Raw genomic sequence first — 19,737 nt, forward strand, 5'->3', positions numbered from 1 at the left:
GGTATTAATTTGCTTTTTTTGAAAAATTGTATAGCAGGATGAAATTTTACAGCTCTCTGTTTTTTTGTGTGCTTTTATAAGTGCGCACTGTAAGCACAGTGAATTTGTTTCAGAAATGTTTTATTTTTCTTAAATAAATAATAATTATCATTTTTTACAATATAATTTTTTTATTAATAATAAAATATAGTTTTAAACTTTAGATAAATTTTAAATATTATTTGTAATTTATTTTTAATGACAATTTATAATATTAATTTTTACAGTATTTAAGTAATATTATATTATAAATAACAAGCTTTTCTAATTTAAAAGTAATTTATTCTTAAATTTTTGATAACGTGGAACAAATTTTATCGAAAATAAAATTTACGTACATAAAAGTTGCTATAAAAAAATGATTATATGTGTATTTTTATTGGTCAGTGAGATAATTTAAAGTTTTTTATAATTATAATTAAATTACAAATTTTTTAAAAGATGTTACGTGATAGACATGTCATTAAGAATAAAGGCATCAAATGCAGCTTCAAATTGTTTTCTGTAATCTTCTTTGTGCATAATTGTATCGAGTTCTGCGCCCGTAATTGTAATACTCTCTGTTAGATGTGTACGTTGACATAGTTGCCGCACCTCAATGTTGTCTGCAATGTTGTTTTGATTGGCAAGAATAAATAATGTTGGGATTTTTAAATATCCACTAAGTATATTTTTTTTCATGACATCAATTGCATTGAGTACTGATGCCATCCATCGGGATGTGGGAGGAGGGATGGAAAGAGCTGAAGGTAAAGCTGTGTTATTCTTGCACTCAAATTGCATATTTTTTTGTTTTAATTTTTTCCTACCTCTAGCTGGTAAAAATCCAAGACCTATATCGGAAAGAAGTTGTGTTAATTTATGCTGAAAGCCATTTGTTTTATTGCCGAATGGAGCAAAAGGAGGAGAAACGCAGAGCATTTTATTAAATTGATGATTGATGATATCCAGTCCGCTAAGTGCTATCAAACCACCCGTACCGTAAGTGAGCATATAGTAAGGTGGTGGGCAATCAGGATAAACGACATTTTTAAGAAATTCATTTAAATCATTAATATCATTATTTATATCAAAATTATGATGTCGATTCTGTTTTATTGTATTAGATTGTAATTTTTCTCGACCAAACCAATCAAATATTGCCGTATAAAAACCGCGTTTAGATATTTTATCCATTATTAAAAAATATTCTTCTATAGCATTTGTGTAGTTTTCAAGAATAACGACTGTTCCTTTGTTTTTTTTCATTTCAGGATGTATTGTCGCAAAACGAATTTCACGATCAGTAGCTATTTTAAGATAACTATTACGAATATTGGGAAGAGGTGAACCGTAATTTGTAGGATAAAGAGGTGTTTTCAATTGGTGTCCTTTTTATAGTGTATTGAGGTAATTTAGTGCAAGGTGAGGTAAAGAAAGAAGTTTCATTAAGATCATGATAATAAAGAGTTAAAAAATGGTTATATTGCTTTTGTTTGTTTTTACGAATTAAAACGCAAAAAAGTTGAAATAGAAAAGAGTGATTACTAAATAAACGGTGTGGTCGCCATGATGGGACCACTGGTTCACGAGCGAGTTTGCCGTTCGGAAACTGTGTGAATCAATTATAGTCGCTCTAAAGGAGGGCATTATTATGCGTCAAGTAGATTTTTCACCATTTTATCGTTCAACAGTAGGTTTTGATCACCTTTTAAACTGGTTTGATTCGAGAACACAACCAGATGATGTTTCTTCTTATCCGCCTTATAATATTGAACGTTTGACCGAAGATTCTTATAGGATTTCTATGGCGGTTGCTGGTTTTTCGCAAAATGAAATCGATATCGAAATGCATTGTAACCAACTGACTATTAAGGGTGAGAGAACATCCGAAAATAATGATGAAGAACGAGAATTTCTTTACCGAGGCATTGCCTCGCGTGCTTTTGAGCGCCGTTTTCATTTGGCCGATCACGTAAAGGTTATTGGGGCAGAACTTGGCGATGGTCTTCTTCATATTCAGCTTAAAAGGGAAATGCCAGCTGAGCTTAAACCACGAAAAATAGCTGTGCAAGTATCGCCATCTTCTGTAAAAAATGGCAATAATCAAAATATATATAAAACAAATTTAGAAGCTGAAAAAATTAAATAATTATAGATTTTTTAGAAAGTGAAATAGCGCGAGACAAAGGTCTCGCGTTTTTTATAATTTTATCAAGAAGGAAGATTATTGAAATAAAAGCTATCTATATCGATTTTATAATAATGATATTATTATCTTTTTTCATTACACACTAAATAGACTTTCGAAATTTTATGTGAGCATAGTGAAATAATATTTAAGTCAAAAAATTGCACATTTTCCATTTTTTGATATATCATTTAAAGTAAAATGGTCGGAGCGGCGGGATTTGAACCCACGACCCCTTGACCCCCAGTCAAGTGCGCTACCAAGCTGCGCTACGCTCCGAGCTGTACAAAACGACTAAACGACTGCTTCTTGAAAGGCAAGAGAAAAATAAACAGGCTAAAATCTAAAATGCTCTTTCTATTTTTGGAAAGCTTATAAAAATAAAAAAACTTTATATTTTAATATTTTTTTGATAATTTGAGATAAGCAACTAAAATTTTAAGATTTTGATTATATTTGATTTTATAAATATTATACATATACATTTAATTATTTTATGCAAATTGTGAAGAAATAAAGGGAGGGTGCTCTTCTAGATGAGTTTATTTTTTTTGTCACCTTAATAATAGTTAAATAATATCTTTTTAATGCTTTTGTTTGTTATTTTATTACAAGAAATTTTTCAAAAGGATCAATGATTTGACTCATGTCGTAACGAATATGTAACATTGAATGATCTTTTCTTTCTTTAAAATTCTGTAGAAGAAGTGTGAAGAAGTGTTTTGCATTATCACAGATACCACAAAAATAGTAAAAATAGATATCTGGATAAATATACCATCATCAATAAAACTTGTGGTATATGCGTTTTTTATCTTATAAAAAGGATTCAACGTATTTCAATTTATGCCTTGTTGTTCTGCTTTTAATATACCAGATAATAAATATTGTACAGAAAACCATTTAAAATGCTGATTTAGTAAGAAAAGAGTAAGAAATGAGCCGTTTTTCGGTAATAAATTTGACAGAAGCCGCGGTAGATCGTGTTAAAGCTATTATGGACACAAAAGGCGCGTGTGGCATTCTTATTGGTATCAAAAAAGGTGGCTGCGCGGGGATGGAGTATACAATTGCTCTTGTAATGGAAGAAATTCTGGATGCAGATGTTGTTGAAATTAACGGCGCTCGTGTTTTTATAGCACGCGATGCAGTATTATTTTTATTAGGAACGCAGGTGGATTATGAAGTGACAACACTTCGTTCTGGTTTTGTATTCAAAAATCCTAATCAACTTTCAGCATGTGGGTGTGGTGAATCGGTAGAACTTCGTCCTGCTTCGCAAAATCAGTTAAATGAAATATATGAAACTCATTGACCTTAGTGAAATTGCATTTAGTTAACTGAGTATCTTCTTAATCTTTTGAAATGAATGATTCTCTTAATGTTTTTTCTTATTTTTTATTTTTAACCTTATCCCAAAGGATCTTTATTTTATTTAAGGACGCATCAGATAGTATTGTTAGATTGTGTAGATAGCCTTTTTTCAATATAGGTAAAACGATTTTGAGATTTTGTATTTGCCTGTTTTAATGCTTTTTGTGAATCAATGTTCAGGTGGTGTGCGAGATTAAGTAAGGAAAAATAAAGATCGCAGAATTTTGCTTCTATATCTGATGTTTTGTCCTCTTTGATTGCATCTTTGAATTGATGGAGTTCTTTTTCAAGTTTTACAAAAACTTTATAACTTTCATGCCAATCAAAATTCGCTTTTGCAGCTGCTTTTTGTAAAGCGGTTGCTTCTTGATCTGTGGGTTGGATCTGTTTGGCTTTTGCAAAAATGTTTTTTGCAGAATCAGTCGCTAAGCTTGCTTCTTCGTTTCTTGTTTTTTGCTCAGTCTTTTCTATTTCCTTGATACGTTCCCATTCACCTTCCACAAAACCACGTTTTTTTTGCTCTGGGGTTCCAAAAACGTGAGGATGGCGACGAATCATTTTTGCAGTAATTGCGTAAACAACATCTCCAAAGGAAAAACTTCCTTCTTCTTCTGCAAGCGTAGCGTGGTAAACCACTTGCAAAAGAAGATCACCAAGTTCATCGCAAAGATCCATTCGGTTTCTTCGCTTAATGGCATCGATGACTTCGTAAGTTTCTTCAAGAGTATAGGGTATGATGGATTCAAATGTTTGCTTTATATTCCAAACACAGCCATTATTACGATTTCTTAATGCTGCAACAATGGCAATAAGATCATTTATATTTTTTGATGCTAACACTTATACCTCTTTTGTAAATAGAAAATGATGTGGATATATTAGCTATCCCAACGTCTGTGTAGCCACATCCATTGACTAGGATATTCACGTACCCAACTTTCAACAATATCATTTAATTTTTGCGTAGAAGCAGCTATATCAATCTCATTTTTTTCATCAAGCGGAAGTGTTATACGTTCGTATAACTCTAAACGGTGCCGTCCTTTAGGAAGACGGATACAGCGCGCTGGATAAATATCACAATTATATTGTCGAGCAAGTTTTATAATTAAGGGATTGGTTTTTAGTGGTCTGTTAAAAAATGTTCCTAAAATACCTCGGCGAAATTTTTGATCAACAAGCATGCCAACATTTTCACCTTTTGCTAACTTTGCTGCTAATGCCCAAGCTGCACCAGCCTTGGATGGGATAAGGTGCCCCATAGAAGTTTGTCGAGCTTTAAGAACTCGTTTTGCAATATAGGGATTATTGGGTGGTCTAAATAAAACCGTAACATTAAGATCAAAACTTTGTGCGCATATAGGAAGAAGTTCAAAATTGCCAGTATGAGCTGTGAAAAAAATATGCGGTTTTTTTTCATTTTTTAATCGTTGGAATATTTCTGCACCAGTAACTTCAATAAGACCTGGTTGATCAGCATAAGGATCAAAATCAAAAATCTTATCAAGAAAAACATATTCAGCTAAGAACTGTCCTATGTTTTCCCACATTTCTATTGCAATTGCATGGAGTTCTTGCTCTGTTTTTTCTGGATAAGCAGCTCTAAGATTAGTAAGCGCGATTTGGTGACGACGTGTAAGGGGACCAAATGTTTTTGCTAACCAAGAAAAAAAAGAAAACCCAATGTTTGCAGGGAAATATTTTAGGATAAATAAAGAACCAATTAGAAGATGTCCCCACAACCAATAAAATGAATTTTTAGCTATAATTTTAATACGATACATAAAATTTTTAATAAAAAAATTTATCATGATTTAATTAATTTCGAGAATAATTTTACCAAAAACATCACGACTTTCCATTCGTTTTAATGCTGTATCAATTTCATCAAATTTAACAATTGTATCAATGACAGGATGCACAATTTTTTGTGCCATTTTTTGCATAACGTTTTGCATATTTTCCATACGACAGCCAAATGAACCGAATATCTTAAGTTGCTGCTGGAATAGCTGCATTAAATTCATAGATGCTGAAACACCAGAAGTAGAACCACAAGTTACTAAGCGCGCTCCTCGTTTCATACACAAAATAGAACCGTTCCATGTATCTGCACCTACATGTTCAAAAACAACGTCAACACCTTTTTTTTGGGTTAATTTGCGGACAACACCTTCAAAACGATCTTTTTTGTAATTAATTACATGATCTGCTCCAAGAGATTGTGCTTTTGCAATTTTTTCGTCTGAGCCTACAGTGGTAATAACTGTACATTGCATGTGTTTTGCAAGTTGAATGGCTGCTGAGCCAATACCAGAACCGCCTGCTTGTATGAGGATTGTTTCTCCCATTTTTAATTTTGCATTATCAAAAAGCATATGCTCTACAGTGCCAAAAGTAATGGGAGCAATAGCTGCTTGTAGTTCATTACATTCTGGAGGAGCTGGAACCAATAGACGCGCTGGTAAATTAACAAATTCACATGCAAAGCCATCTAAATGAAAACCGTAGACACCCTTTACATGATTGCAAAGATTGTCACGTCCTTCATGACAAGCTTGGCATAATCCGCAGGTTTTTGCACCATAAATTGAAACAATCTGTCCAAGTTTTAAATTATCAACACCACTTCCTAATTGAGCAATTTCACCGGAAGCTTCTGCACCAATTATGAGCGGCATTTTTCTTTTAGCAAAGGCCATACCACGCCATCCCCATACATCAATATGATTAAGAGCAACAGCTTTTATACGCACTGTTACTTCATGAGGACTAGGTGGTGGAGGGGGAGCAATATCGGTAATTTCAAGTTGGCGCTCATCGAGTAGTTGCAGTGCACGCATTATCATTCCCCTTAAATATATATGCTGTCAAATTAGATGTTACGAAGTTTGATTATTAAAAAGATTACCTTTTGTATGCCGTGATAACAAGACTAGTATTTTGACCGCCAAATCCAAATGAATTTGACAAAACTGCATTGACACAGGCTTTGCGGCTATGGTTGGGAACAACATCTAAAGGGATAGAAGGATCAGGATGATCGTAATTAATTGTAGGAGGAATTATTCCCGATTGAATGGTTAAAAGCGAAAAGACGGCTTCTATGGCACCTGCGGCGGTTAGTGTGTGCCCAATCATTGATTTATTTGAAGAGACTGGAATACGTTCTAAAATGTCGCCGAAGACTGTTGATAATGCGAGGTATTCCATTTTTTCATTTTCAGGCGTTGAGGTTCCGTGTGCGTTAATATAATCAATTTCACTGGCAGTTATTTGGGCATCATTTAAGGCTTTGCGCACTGATTCAATTGCTGGTGATGCATCAGGCTTTGAACGTGTACGATGAAAATCATCTGCTGTTTCTCCGCAACCAGCTAAAATTCCTAAAATTGTTGCGTTACGGCTTAATGCGCTTTCAAGGGATTCAAGGACAAGAGCACCTGATCCTTCTGCCATGACAAAACCATCTCGGTCACGGCTAAATGGTTTTGCTGCTTTTTCTGCAGGATCATTTTGAGTTGAAAGAGCTGATAATAACGAAAAGCGGATAAGGGATTCTGCTGAAACGGAGCCGTCTGTAGCAATTGTGAGCGCACGATTTGTCTCTTCTCGTCGAATAGATTCAATACCTAACTGAATTGCTGTTGCGCCAGATGCACAAGCAGTTGAAAGGGTAACAGGAAGTCCCTTTGTTTTAAATTGTTTTTGAAGTTTCTCTGCAATAGCGCCAAATTGTGTGGTTTCAAAAAGTGCCTCATGGTGTTTATGACTACAAACTTCAAGAAGGTTTTCATAAGAAGGTTTATTATTGCACATTCCTTCTTGAGCAAGAGCAAAGCGTGCTTCCCACTCAAGCTCTACAGGAGGAGCTGCTAAAAACAGTGATCCATTAAAATTGGTTTTATCAAGAGCAGCTTGTTCTAAAGCTTCCTTTGCTGCTAGATTAGCAAGTTTTTCAGAGAGCGCTGAAGCACCAAGTGTACTTTCTTTAAGAAAGTCAATTGTTCCAGCAATACGTGTATTTAAACCCTCAACAGGAAAGCGTGTTATTGTATGGATTCCACTTATACCGCTTGTTAATTTTTGCCAATTTTCACGTTTTCCTTGCCCCAGTGAGGTTACAATTCCTGCTCCAGTTATTGCTACAAGTGGACGTCCAAGATGATCGTTATATTTCACGGTAAAAGTTCCCCTTAAGTAGCAGTTAAACGCACCATACCCTCAGCTCTTTTTATACCAATGGTAGTAACAAATGCTTCACGCACTTCTTTAGAAAAAGGCTTTTCATGAGTGCTTAATGCTGGAAAGCTATGTTTTTTTTCAACAGCAATAGCAGAAAGTGCGAGTGCTAAAGGAAACTGCGCCTCCCGCATATAACCAAATAATGTTGTAATACCACGGTAAAATATACCAGCATCATCAAGAGCGCTTTGTTCTGCTTCTGTTACGCTATGAAAACCTGAGGCAGCTGAAATGGTTAAAGAAGATTGAGCCTTTATTGCATCCAGCATTATTGCAATTGATTTTTTAAGTGGCATTTTTGTTCTATCTGTTTGATCCGTGATGATTTGGTTAACTTCAGCATAAACACGTGCATTACGTTTTCTTGCATGTTCTTCACTTTCAAGCACTAAAAATATTCCACCAGAACCAGTTATGACACCACCACCAAGACAGTTTTTACGATCCCATACTGGCGTCCATCCATTGCGTGTTAAGAGACCTCCAAGTTCATGTGCCAATAACATATCATAGCTTTGTGCATTATAGGAACTTCCTACCAATGCATGTGTACTCTGCCCTGATCGAATACGAGCTGCAGCAACTTGAATAGCAGAAAGTCCACTGCCTTCTTCTCCCATGAAAGTACGAGAAGATCCTGTTACTTTATGAACAATGGAAATATTGCCAGCCAAAAGATTTGAAAGTTGTGCTAAAAATAAAGTAGGGCGCAGTTCAGTCGAAAGAGCAGAGTTTAGCATGGAAGCATTATCAGTGGCTGTGCGTGCATGGGAGAGAATTTGCGTATCAACAACAATATCACGTTCTCCGCCACCTGCTGCAACAATCATATCCATTGTCGATGTTAGCTGTTCATTATTTTTTATACCAGCATCGTCAAGAGCAAGGCCTGCTGCGTAGACACCAAGACGTTGCCAAGTTCCCATTTGTCTCAGATCGCTTCGTTTTGGAATTTGTAAACTCCAGTCAACTTCAGGTAATTTATGGACAGTGTAGGGAGAAAAAGTTGTATCATCAAGGTTTGGGATGACCGTAGGATCATTTAAAATGTCCCAATGACAATCAACCCCTTCGCCCAAAGAGGTTATGAGTCCTATTCCAGTGATAAATACAGCTTGATTACGCATGATAAAAGAAACTAAACAGCTTATTTTAAAGCAACGAGTTCATCAATTTTTGTGCAAAGGTTTTTAAGAACAAAATATTCTTCAGTTGCAACTGCTCCTTCATTGATCTCTTGTGTCCACTGTTCTAATGGAATTTTAATCCCAAAGGCTTTATCAATAGCAAAAACAATATCAAGAAAATCAAGACTATCGATCCCTAAATCATTAATTGTATGGCTTTCAGATGTGATCATGTTGCGATCAATTTCACTAATTTCTGCGATAATATCAGCAACTTTATCGAACGTAGAGGACAATGTATGATTCCTTATTATGAAGTTAAAATAAATTTAGAATACATCTAATTCTATTCTTCTAGCCTTTTTTTTCTTTAAAAAAAAGACTTAATCTAGAATATAGCTACCTTTCGATATGGTAAAAGCGTTCATTGTATATGAAATACCTCATTTCAAAATTTAAAAAATTTTGAAATTTTATTGTTATTTCACTTACTTTCATTTGCTTTATTACTGAATCTTTTTCTATTCGCAGCAAGTACTGCAAGAGCTGTCATATTAACCACTCCCCGCGAGGTTACTGAAGGTGTTAATATATGTACAGGATGTGCAGCTCCAATTAAGATAGGACCGACATGAAGCGCATTAGTTAGACTTTTAATAAGATTGAGTGCAATATTAGCTGCATCAAGTGTTGGAAAAACAAGCAAATTGGCTTCTCCTTTAAGACGCGAAGCAGGAAAAACACGATTACGAAAAATCTCAGAAAGCGCAGCATCTCCGTGCATTTCTCCATCGGCGTCTAAATTTGGATATAATTTGGCAAGAATTTCGGTAGCGCGACGCATTTTACATGCACTTTCTGTATTTTTTGAGCCAAAATTTGAATGTGATAATAATGCTGCTTTTGGTGTTATGCCAAATGCTTCAATTTCTTGAGCTGCCAGTATTGTCATTTCTGCTATTTCTTCTGCAGAAGGATTTTCATTGACGTAAGTATCTGTTAAAAAAAGAGTACGATGTGAAGAGATAAGCAAACTAACAGAAGAAAAATGACTAACATTTGGATCAAGTCCAATAATTTGTTCAACCAATTCAAGATTTTGCTCAAAACGTCCTTCTAAACCGCAGATCATTGCATCAGCTTCTCCACGCATTACTGCAAGAGCAGCAATAGCTGTTGTTGATGTTCTCACGGTTGTTTTTGCAACTTCGGGCGAAACACCACGTCTTCCTGCATAATGAAGAAATAAATTAACATAATCACGAAAACGCGGATCATTTTCTGGATTTGTAAGTTCGAAATCTACGTTAGGGCGAATTTTTAAACCGAAGCGTTTTAATCTTTTCTCTACAACATGTGGGCGACCAATGAGAAGAGGAATTGCAGTTTGTTCTTCAAGAACAACTTGTGCTGCACGAAGTACGCGTTCATCTTCACCGTCGGCATAGATTACACGTTTACGTTTTGCTGTTTTTGCTGCTGCAAAAACGGGTTTCATCGTTAAGCCAGAACGGAATACAAATCGATTAAGAATGTCATGATAAGCTTCCATATTTTCAATCGGCCGAATTGCAACGCCAGTTTCCATTGCAGCTTTAGCAACCGCAGGGGCGATGCGTAGTATCAAGCGTGGATCAAAGGGAGAAGGGATAAGATAGTCTGCTCCAAAATTGGAGGGAGTTTTTGAATATGCACGTGCTGCAATATCTGAAGATTCTTCACGAGCAAGGGCTGAGATAGCATAAACTGCTGCTATTTTCATTTCTTCATTGATAGCAGTAGCGCCTACATCTAATGCGCCACGGAAGATATAGGGAAAACAAAGAACATTATTAACTTGATTAGGGTAATCAGAACGCCCTGTACAGATCATAGCATCTGGTCGCACAGAGCGTGCTTCTTCGGGCATAATTTCTGGTATTGGATTAGCCAGCGCTAAAATTAATGGATTGGGAGCCATTTTTTTGAGATATTCAGGCTTTAAAACACCACCTGCTGAAACACCTAAAAAAATATCTGCATTATCAATAATTTCGGATAAAGTCCGCGCATCAGTTTTTTGTGCATATTTGACTTTCCAGCGATCCATAAGTACTTTGCGTCCTTCATAGACGACCCCCTCTAAGTCACTAAGCCAAATATTTTCAATTTTTGCGCCAAGGCTCACTAAAAGATTAATACAAGCCAGAGCTGCAGCACCTGCGCCTGAAGCAACTATTTTTGCGTTTTCAATTTTTTTCCCAGCAAGATTTAATGCATTTAATACTGCTGCAGAAACAATAATCGCAGTTCCATGTTGATCATCATGAAAAACTGGAATGTTCATTTTAGCACGAAGTTTTTCTTCAATTTCGAAACATTCAGGAGCTTTAATGTCTTCAAGATTAATGCCACCAAATGTAGGCTCTAAAGCAGATATAGTTTCCACTACATGTTCAATATTTTGTGCATCAATTTCAATATCAAAAACATCGATATTCGCAAATTTTTTAAATAAAACAGCTTTTCCTTCCATGACTGGCTTTGAAGCAAGTGGACCAATATTCCCCAATCCAAGGACAGCCGTTCCATTGGATATAACAGCAACTAAATTAGAACGGGAAGTATATTGAGCAGCAAGAGTGGGATCTTCATGAATTGCAATACATGGTGCTGCAACACCTGGGGAGTAAGCAAGAGCTAAATCACGTTGGTTATCGAGAGGTGTTGTTGCTTGAATTTCTAATTTTCCAGGTTTGGGATATTTGTGATAAAAGAGTGCTGCATTGTCACGTTCAGTTTTTTGTGAACCGAAGTTATTACTTTGTTTTGTAGACATTTTTGCGATATCCAAGTTAATATACGTTTATAGACTGTACTTCCATTGACGATGAGCTCTCATCTACCCATAGGTTTTGACTTTTCTGAATACAAATATACAGAGTCAAAAGAAAATTTTTTTAGATCACTAAATCAGTTTTATGTTTCTTTTCGTTTGCGTTAATTAGCAGTTTCATCAACATTGGCACTTATTTTTTTCCTTCACATAAACTAGCAGAAGTCACTTCAAAAGTTAGTAAAACATTACTGACGATCACCTTATCAAGCCGTTATTTTTTTGCAATGCTCACAAAGCAGGATATGAAAAGAACTAAAAAGAGTTGATTATTCATTAAACCTAATTTTGACAAGTATATACTTTATTTAAATTTTCATTAAATGAATATAGTTTACAAAATAACGTTTATTGCTTTCTAAATATTCGTATACTTTTTAAAAAAGGCTGGCAAGTTGATAGTAAAAGTATTGTTGTTTATTATTGAATAAAAGTAAAGACAGCGTCTTTATGGTTAGGGTTGTATTAAATTTAAATATGCTTGCAAAATAAAATTAGACACTAATGAAGTGGGTAGGGCAGGTATGTAGGTCAATTTAATAAATATTTCCGCAAATAAAAATTTAACTGAAATTGTTGTTGAGCATTTTATATATGGAGGATATCTTTATAAATATTTCATATATAAAAAAGTGGGCGAGATGAGTGAGAGCAGGCAGAGAAGGGATTATGTGTATTAAATATAAACTGAATTTGACAGTGTAATACTTTTTGTCATCAACATCCCAAACCTAACAAATTTAAACGATAATATCTTCTCAATAATCAAGATGATCTAGCTTTTTAGCATTTGAGTGACCATTTTAAATATGGTGATTATTAGAATATCATAAAAAGCCTAATATGCATCTCCACATAACTTTTAATGTACTATGCTATAATTTTATCTCATAAATAATTATAAATACTATAAAAAAAGGAAAAAGTGAAAAAAGACACCTTTTTCCACTTTTCATTCTCTTATTGAATGCGTCCGCTTGCATGGGCAAGCATAGTATAGACTTTCCCAGTATCTGATATGAGATATTTTCGAACTGAGCGAGAATCACCAGAACTTCGAGATATATTGCGTAACAGTTTTTCAAAATCTACAATATATTGATTAACTGAGCGTCTAAAATCTATATCATTCATGTATTTTTTCTTAATCATTTGAAATATCGTTTTCCCATTCAAAGTATAAAGATGTTCTGTTACGATATTAGTTTGTCCACGTCGATAATGATCCCATAACTCAACAATAGCATTGTGATTGATAGCTTGCACTATACCTGTCGCTAATGAATGAAGAGAGCCATTCGTAAGACGAGACTTTGTTTGTACTGGTGCTAAAGCAGGATCATCAGTCGTTTTTTCATATAATGCTTCTTCACGAGAAACTCTTTCTAAGAGGTTTGATACCCATTTATTCTGTCTTTTTTTGTTTTGATCTTGTTGAAAGACAGGTTTAGGTGGTACTATTTTCTTTATGATGTCAGAGGAGACATTATCACCCTTATTAGGCATTGACGATGTAAGATTTGCAGATGTTAGTTGATCTTTCACATTGTTTTGATCACTTTTTTGTATAACATTTGTCAAATCTTTTAATGCGGTGATTTGTTCATTCAAAGCATAGCGAATTGTTTGCGTTGTTTCTTTTGTTTTTTCTGGCAGATTTTGAACGCTTTCATTAATATCGTCACTAATTTTTGAAATTTCTGAGCGGATTTCATCTGCTGAGCGGCGTATATTTTCTGCTGCACCTGAAAAACGTGTTGAAGCTTCATTAATAAGCTGATTAAGCGATTGTTGGAATGAATGCGTGGAATTACGCGCATTTTCATCGGTGCGTTCAAATGCTACACTAAGAACATTTTCATAATGTTTAATTAATCGGTTGATTTCATCAGACTTTGACACAAGAGCATTACTTAACGCAGAGAGAGCATTGTGTTTTTCCTCAAGCGTTATGCTGAGTGCATTTTCGGATTGCTCAAGAACGTGAATGGTATCAGAAAGTGTCTTAGCATGTTTTCCAAAATCATTTGTTATATGGCTAATTTTATCAAATGTATTTTGTGAGAGGCCTTGCAAAATATCCACATTGTTATTGAGTGCTTGACCTGAAGCTGACAAATGCTCCGCTACTTTGTTAGTTTTGTGGAAGAAACTATTTGCAGTTTCATTAAACCGACCATCAATATTTTGAACTGCTGATATCAAAACATTACTATTCTCATGAATATTATAAATCGATTGATTCAATTGTTCAAGAATGGATGCAACGTTACTGATAAGATCCTCTTTCATAGCCGTTACGGTTTGAATGGTTTCAGAATTGGTTTTTGTTAAAGTGTTCACTAAAGATTCACTTTGTGCGTAAATTCTTTGTTCGGCATCTTGTGTTGAAAGAGAAAGTTGTTCACTGACATGCTGTGTTAAATGACCAATTGATTCAGTTGTGTTCTGTGCAGCTTGATTTAAGTAATTTGTCAATTCTGTTAGCGTCCCAACATGCTTGGAAATTTGAGTAGCTGTCTGATTTTCTGCTTCTTCCAAACAATTACTTACATTAGAAAGTTGATCTCCTAGTTTACTTTGAAGATTTTGCATAGAATGATGAAGAACATTGCAGCGCTCGTTGAGTACTTGTTCAATTGTTATTGCTGAAGTATGAATTGTTTCATTCAGCAATATTTGTGCATTATGACTTGCTGTTGTAAATGCCTCTACAGTGTGAGCTGTCTGCTCAGACAAAACAGAAAGAACTTTTTCACTGGTATCATGAATTGTTTGTTTAACGTTTGATACAATACGATTGCCAGATTCTGAAAGAATATTTTCTGCTTTTACGGCAACATTCGCAACAGATGAAATTATTTGTTCACCCGTAGAAGAAAGAACATCGGAGGCTTTTACAATTTTATCATGTAAGCTGCCTGTGACTGTATTAACAGAATCTTCTAATGTTACACGTATATTATTGACGTTTGTTTCCAGAGCTTTTTGAATTGCTTGGCTTTGTTCGTTGTTAAAGGTAATAGATTTTTGTAATGTATCAGAGCGTTCTTCAAGGGCAGAGGTTTGTATCTCGATAGTTTCACATACTCGACCAAGCTTTTCAGACAACGTTTCTTCGAGTGTAGCCGCGCATTCAAAAATTTTACGTGCACGAATTTCTAAATTTTCGTCAAACGATCCCATGTGTAGTTGAAGAGATTCAAAGAATGTACCGTTGGATTGAGCAAGAGTATTCTTTAAAAATTCAGTATGCCCCTCAAGACTTTTAAGATGCCCTTGAACGGTTTCAGTAATACTTTTGTTATTGGTAATAATTGCATTTTCAACAAAGTTCATCTGTTGCTTTAATGCAGCATCAACATGGATATCACTCTTTTCAATAAGGTTATGGATCGTTTCCATACGTTGTTCGAGTGTACGTGCTTGATCTGCAAGAACTTGGTTAAGAGAGAAACTGTTAATAGCCAAAGAATCACGCAGTGCATCAGCACGTATATCAATATTTCTAGCTTGTGCTTCTAACGCATCTTTAGTTGTATTACAGCTTTGTGTAATAACTTCTTGTAGCTTTTCTGTGCATTGCACTACATTTGTAACGTGCTTTTCAGCATGCTGATCAACGAGTTGAGCATTATCACTCAAAACTTTTTCAATATTTAAAGTATTTTGAGCCAAGACATCAATATGATTTTTAAATGTATCAGCGATTTGATCTTTTCCTTTATCAAGCATATTTGCCATCATATCGCGTTGATCAGAAAGTTGTAATTTTAGATCTTGAGAGCGTTCTTGTACGATATCAATGATTGCATTATCGACATTTTTAATTTCTTCTTTCAGCATTTCTTTGCTTTTTTGGACTGCAGAAAGAATATTGTCGTGTCCAATTGTGAATACATCGGCGATATCAGCCGTTTTTTCTTTGAGATTTGTATTAATGCGCAAAGTATGAGCTTCCAAGAAGTCACCAAGCTTTTCAGCATTACTTTCTAAGACTTGGCTGCGAGCAATGAAAGATTCGATTATGGAATCGCCATGTTTTTTAAGAGAAAGATCAACGGTTGCTAAACGATTTTCAAAAGCCTCAATTGCTTCTGAAGTTACGTTATCAAATTTAGAAGAGAGTTTATGCGATTGCTCATCGAGTTGCATAATTTTTTTATCAAAACTCTGCAAAGATTGATTATTGCGATCAATAATAGTTGCGTCCAATGTTTTAAATTTTTCGTCCACACTGTGTAGAGTCTGTTCTGTTGCAGCTTGTATATGCGTTGCAATTTTGGCTATATGAATTTCAGCTTTAGCAGCTGCTTCATTAAAGGTTTTCTCTATCTGCTTTTCATTGTTATCAAAACGTTCTGAGAAACCATCAAAGTTTTTTCCTAATTCATTGAAAAAATTTATATTTTTTTGCTGAATCTGTGTTGTGGTTTCATTAAACTTTTCAAAAAGCTGATTTGTCACACCATCACCTGTATGGGAAAGTTTTGCGACAAGGTCTTCTCCCTGTTTTTGTAAAGTCTGAGAGAGGGTTTGCGCAAGCTTTTCAACATTGGTTACAATTTTAGATGTAACCAAACCAAATTCATCACTTAGTTTTTCTTGTGTTCCTTTAATTGTTGATTGTACGCGGTCGGCATGATTTAGAATAGCTACGCGTTCATTGCTCAATTCTTTGATTAATGTATGAATGCGCGATTCATTTTCAGCGTAGGCTTGTTCCAAGTTATGAACTTCACCTTGTATAATTGCTTCAAGTTCAACAGCACGTCCAAGGGTGCGTTCAATTCCTTCGTTCATTGCTGCGACTTCTTCACGAATAGTTTGTCCTATAGCAACTGCTTGTTTTTCAGATATATGTTGCGGTTCACTAAGGCGTTGAGCAGCACTTGTCATAAGAACAGCAATATTACGCAATTCATTTGAACGTTTTGTTAATTGAGCAAATCCCCATGACATAAGGATAGGAATTACTGTTCCCGCTGCTACAGCTAGTCCAGTTGGAGATGTCAAAAAGGTGGTGATATCGGATAAAGAGTTGAACCCAGCAGGTGCTAGCTTATGGGCGATAAAAGCACCTCCTGCTGTCCATAGAGCGCTAAGCGCTGTTGTGCTCCAATAAATCCGAGAAACAGATTTTTGTTTTAGTAATTCAAAATTTAAAGAGTTTGTTATATCATCATTATCAGGGTGAAGTTGCGTAGACAATAACGTATTATGTACAGTACCACCTGAAAGTTCATGCGCAGATTTGTTTGCAAAAAGTTGCTCAACAACTGATTCATCAATAACGGCATTATCATGAGCTTCCGAGATAAGAACTGAAGTATCATTTTTAGTAAAAGCTTCTTGTTCCGCCATTGTGATTTTTTGTATCAAATCATCTACATTAACGACATTTTCAGAATCATTTGACAGTATTGTTTCAACCACCGTGTCATTAAAGTCACAATCCATAGCTTTTGTTAAAGCTTCTTCAACCTCAACTTCAAATGCTTGTAATTTGGTTCTGCGTGCCATACTCGCCTCGTACTCTACACATGGAAAGAGGATGATACGTTTTCCTCCCGATATTCCTGTATATTAGCCGTTAATTATTTAGAAAGGAATATGTTCAAGGCAAAATTTTGAAAACTTATCAATATAAAGTTAACGCAACTCTTGTTTTTCATTTAAAATTAGTAAAAAAACCATTAAAAACAATGCAGTGAAGGATTATTCTTAAAATAAAATACTGTTTACAATTTTAGCTTATAGATGACATTATAAACCGATATATTCAAATACAAGGATAATTTTATGGAAATTATAGCTATGCAAAATATTTAAAAAGTTTTGCAAGGTGGAGTGGCACATAAGCTTTGGATATCTTTCCTTTATAATTTTTGAATGAGAAAAATTGGTTATTTTTCCTTTTTTTATGCATATAACTTTGCTTGAATCAAAGATATATCATATATATCAATGTTTTGAGCATAAAATAAAAATCCAGATTTTAATAATAGTTTTGTGAAAAGAAAACTGTCATGTTTATTTGATGGGGCCCCACTAACTGTGGTGTCCATTTCTTTAAAATAGTGGCTTTTTTTAAATATTAAGCAATATTTTGCTAAATTTTAATGCTATTACGTTGACAATTGGATATTTTTCAGTCGATATGTGCGCACGAATATTTTATGCAGTTCGAAAAAAGGTGTAAAAATAATGGCAGAACGATCACAACACCTGCAAGATGTATTTTTAAATACGCTTCGCAAGCAAAAAATTTCTCTCACAATTTTTCTTGTGAATGGTGTTAAATTAACAGGGATTGTGACGTCATTTGATAATTTTTGTGTCCTTTTGCGCCGTGATGGGCATGTACAATTAGTTTATAAGCATGCCATCTCTACGATTATGCCTGGACAATCTATACAAATGTTTGAAGGTGAAAACTCCGAATAGATAAACTCTCCTTACTGCAAATTTCCTATCTCGTTTAAAATGCTATGTCAATTAAAATCATAGATAGAAATGAGAGAGATTTGGAGAATTTTTATAGGTTGTATAACAAGTGCGTGCTGTTGTTTTGGTACCTATTTGTCATGAAAGCAAAAGTGATAAGATTTCACGTGAATGTTCATTGTCTTCTCGGGTCAAAGAGGCGTTAGGATTAGCACGTGCTATAAGGTTAGATGTTGTTCATTATGAAACGGTTAATATCACTACGCAGCGTCCTGCGACTTTGTTTGGGACGGGTAAGGTAGATGCGCTTGCCCATTACATAAGTGAATATGATATTGAGCTTGCAATTGTAGATTGCTTTTTAACACCTGTACAGCAACGTAATTTAGAAAAGTTATGGAACTGCAAAGTTATTGATAGAACGGCTTTGATCCTTGAAATTTTTGGAGATCGTGCGCGAACAAAGGAAGGGGTTTTACAAGTTGAGTTAGCGCATTTATCTTATCAAAAAAGCCGCCTTGTTCGTAGCTGGACACATTTAGAAAGGCAGCGTGGGGGGCGTGGTTTTTTAGGCGGTCCTGGTGAAACTCAGATTGAAGCGGATAAGCGTATTTTACAAGATAAAATTGTTCGTATTCGTCGCGAATTGACAACAGTTGTTAAAACACGTGCTCTTCATCGAGCTAAAAGGAAAAAAAATTCTTACCCTGTTGTTGCTTTGGTAGGGTATACCAATACAGGAAAATCTACTCTTTTTAACTGTTTAAGTGGTGCAGATGTTTTGACAAAGGATATGTTGTTTGCAACGCTTGATCCAACTTTGCGCAAAGTTATTCTTCCTCATGGAAAAACTATTCTTTTATCTGACACTGTGGGTTTTGTTTCTAATTTACCAACGCATTTGATTGCAGCCTTTAGAGCAACTCTTGAAGAAGTTGTTGAGGCTGATCTCATTCTTCATGTAAGAGATATGTCTGATCTTGATCATCGTGCTCATGCCCAAGATGTTTTAGAAGTGCTTTCAAGTCTTGGTGTTGATATTGATAACACAGAGCATATTATGGAAGTTTGGAATAAAATCGATGTGTTGGATGAGCGCGCGTTGAATGTTTTGCAAACAAGCGCAAAAACATTGTCAAATCCTGCTATAATGGTATCAGCACTTACGGGTGAGGGAGTGGGGCAGTTATTAACGGAAATTGAAAAACGAATTTTTGGAGAAGTGCAAAGCATTGAATGTACTTTAAAACCTCATGAAATGCCGCTTATTAATTGGTTTTATGAAAATTCTAGTGAAATAATTCAGGAAGGACATGATGATGGTTCTGTGACCATTAGAGCAGTGCTAACCTTTGAAGCAAAAAATCGATTAAATCATATCAAGCAAAATATGAATTAAAGCTCTTTTTAAGATGTAGTTGGAATATTTTTCTTAATTCTTACATTTTGCTTATCTCATA

General features: G+C 35.0%; 12 protein-coding genes, 1 tRNA gene and 1 pseudogene. 4 read left to right on the top strand and 10 right to left on the bottom strand.

From position 1 onward, the window contains the following. Positions 1–483: 483 nt before the first annotated feature. Positions 484–1,401, bottom strand: coding sequence for a serine aminopeptidase domain-containing protein (locus ACMFKV_RS05840; RefSeq protein ID WP_413154722.1), 918 nt, complete (start codon positions 1,399–1,401; stop codon positions 484–486). 271 nt (positions 1,402–1,672) lie between these two features. Here ACMFKV_RS05840 and ACMFKV_RS05845 point away from each other — a divergent pair, with 271 nt between their 5' ends. Then, entirely contained in the window at positions 1,673–2,170 is a 498-nt protein-coding gene (locus tag ACMFKV_RS05845; protein WP_413154723.1) for an Hsp20 family protein, read from the top strand. A gap of 241 nt (positions 2,171–2,411) precedes the next feature. Here the strand turns inward: ACMFKV_RS05845 and ACMFKV_RS05850 are convergent. Next, positions 2,412–2,488 (bottom strand) — tRNA-Pro (locus ACMFKV_RS05850). Between the two features lie 658 nt (positions 2,489–3,146). On the opposite strand from ACMFKV_RS05850, the gene ACMFKV_RS05855 reads away from it, so the two are divergent. After that, a complete protein-coding gene (locus ACMFKV_RS05855) occupies positions 3,147–3,524 on the top strand; it encodes an iron-sulfur cluster assembly accessory protein (RefSeq protein WP_336288442.1) in 378 nt (125 codons plus the stop codon). Positions 3,525–3,600: 76 nt separating this feature from the next. On the opposite strand, the pseudogene mazG reads toward ACMFKV_RS05855, so the two are convergent. From mazG to ACMFKV_RS05895, 8 genes and pseudogenes are all read right to left on the bottom strand, one after another. Further along, a pseudogene (gene mazG, locus ACMFKV_RS05860) lies at positions 3,601–4,423 on the bottom strand (nucleoside triphosphate pyrophosphohydrolase). A 38-nt stretch (positions 4,424–4,461) separates the two neighbouring features. After that, entirely contained in the window at positions 4,462–5,394 is a 933-nt protein-coding gene (locus ACMFKV_RS05865) for a lipid A biosynthesis lauroyl acyltransferase (RefSeq protein WP_413154724.1), read from the bottom strand. A 3-nt stretch (positions 5,395–5,397) separates the two neighbouring features. After that, positions 5,398–6,426, bottom strand: a complete 1,029-nt coding sequence (locus ACMFKV_RS05870) for a zinc-binding dehydrogenase (RefSeq protein WP_336288441.1) — start codon at positions 6,424–6,426, stop codon at positions 5,398–5,400. A 64-nt stretch (positions 6,427–6,490) separates the two neighbouring features. Next, complete coding sequence (locus tag ACMFKV_RS05875) at positions 6,491–7,765, bottom strand: beta-ketoacyl-ACP synthase (protein ID WP_413154725.1); 1,275 nt, start codon at positions 7,763–7,765, stop codon at positions 6,491–6,493. A gap of 14 nt (positions 7,766–7,779) precedes the next feature. After that, positions 7,780–8,955: a beta-ketoacyl-ACP synthase gene (locus ACMFKV_RS05880; protein WP_413154726.1), complete on the bottom strand. Its 1,176-nt coding sequence runs from the start codon at positions 8,953–8,955 to the stop codon at positions 7,780–7,782. 20 nt (positions 8,956–8,975) lie between these two features. Next, positions 8,976–9,251 (bottom strand): acyl carrier protein, encoded by a 276-nt coding sequence (locus ACMFKV_RS05885; RefSeq protein WP_332060905.1) that lies wholly within the window; start codon positions 9,249–9,251, stop codon positions 8,976–8,978. A 188-nt stretch (positions 9,252–9,439) separates the two neighbouring features. Beyond that, positions 9,440–11,773: an NADP-dependent malic enzyme gene (locus ACMFKV_RS05890; RefSeq protein WP_413154727.1), complete on the bottom strand. Its 2,334-nt coding sequence runs from the start codon at positions 11,771–11,773 to the stop codon at positions 9,440–9,442. Between the two features lie 1,017 nt (positions 11,774–12,790). Further along, positions 12,791–17,353 carry a hypothetical protein gene (locus ACMFKV_RS05895; protein WP_413154728.1) on the bottom strand — a complete coding sequence of 1,521 codons (4,563 nt, stop codon included), beginning with the start codon at positions 17,351–17,353 and terminating at the stop codon, positions 12,791–12,793. A gap of 684 nt (positions 17,354–18,037) precedes the next feature. On the opposite strand from ACMFKV_RS05895, the gene hfq reads away from it, so the two are divergent. Further along, positions 18,038–18,277 carry an RNA chaperone Hfq gene (gene hfq, locus ACMFKV_RS05900; RefSeq protein WP_332060908.1) on the top strand — a complete coding sequence of 80 codons (240 nt, stop codon included), beginning with the start codon at positions 18,038–18,040 and terminating at the stop codon, positions 18,275–18,277. A 109-nt stretch (positions 18,278–18,386) separates the two neighbouring features. Then, entirely contained in the window at positions 18,387–19,676 is a 1,290-nt protein-coding gene (hflX, locus tag ACMFKV_RS05905) for a GTPase HflX (RefSeq protein WP_413154729.1), read from the top strand. Positions 19,677–19,737 lie beyond the last annotated feature (61 nt).

Origin of the sequence: Bartonella propinqua, from assembly GCF_047263965.1 — a bacterium.
Classification (GTDB): domain Bacteria; phylum Pseudomonadota; class Alphaproteobacteria; order Rhizobiales; family Rhizobiaceae; genus Bartonella.